The organism is Psychrobacter sp. TWP2-1-2, from assembly GCF_049896785.1.
In the GTDB taxonomy this organism is placed as follows: domain Bacteria; phylum Pseudomonadota; class Gammaproteobacteria; order Pseudomonadales; family Moraxellaceae; genus Psychrobacter.
Genome location: NZ_JAFCVA010000047.1, coordinates 1 through 781, shown reverse-complemented (window position 1 = coordinate 781; position 781 = coordinate 1). Strand labels below are relative to the sequence as shown.

The 781-nt window shown below is 44.0% G+C and carries 1 protein-coding gene; it reads right to left on the bottom strand.

Annotated features, from left to right (window positions below; all coding sequences use genetic code 11):
• Window positions 1–127: 127 nt before the first annotated feature.
• Window positions 128–307, bottom strand: coding sequence for a hypothetical protein (locus ACP7AE_RS14170; protein ID WP_426243863.1), 180 nt, complete (start codon window positions 305–307; stop codon window positions 128–130).
• Window positions 308–781: the final 474 nt, after the last annotated feature.

Sequence of the window (781 nt, the reverse complement as noted above, 5' to 3'; positions counted from 1 at the left end):
TAAAATCAGCTCTTTAATGTAACGTAATGTAACCCATATTACTACCTTTTTAGCTGCTGCGCTGCCACTTCATCAGCTGCGCTTATGCCTGCCTGTGCGCCTGTCTGCGTGGCGCTGACTTGCTCCGCTAGTATTTACCCATCGTCGCCACTTCTGCCACTGCTGCGCCTCTGTGGGCTGTTTGGCTTGTCACTTCTTTTGCTCTGATTTGTGCGCCTGTCTGCTTGGGCTGCTTATTTTTTGTTAGGCACATATTCGACCCACCGAACCCATAGCCACAAAGAAAGCTGACAGTAAATTTTGTCATGCAGCGGCTCGGCAAGCAAAATGCCCCACTAGGGCATTTCTGCGTGAAAATTTAATATTATTTTCGCCACAAGCGAAAAAAATATTCAATTATCTGACGAACGAACATTGACAAATATTTACTGGCTGTATTTATTATTAAAGGCGAGGGGGTGGTGGTCAGGTACGGTATGAACGCTATAGATTAGCGGCACTTGCTACGGCTTTTGTAGCAGTATTAAATTAGGTGAGGCTTTATCTCACTTTATTTAATACTGTGATCTTGATTGGTACTGGTTACGGCTTGTCGTTATAAGCATCTTTTCGCTTAGAACGAGAAATAGCCGTGTGCATCTGATTAGTTGCGATCTGCTCTTGAGGCAACGATTGAAACGAGAAATGACGGTCACTAGGGGCTTAGATATAGTTTTGATACCTGTTTGACGCTTAGCAAGCAAACAAGGTATCAATTACTATAGCAAGCCAATAGGGGCAG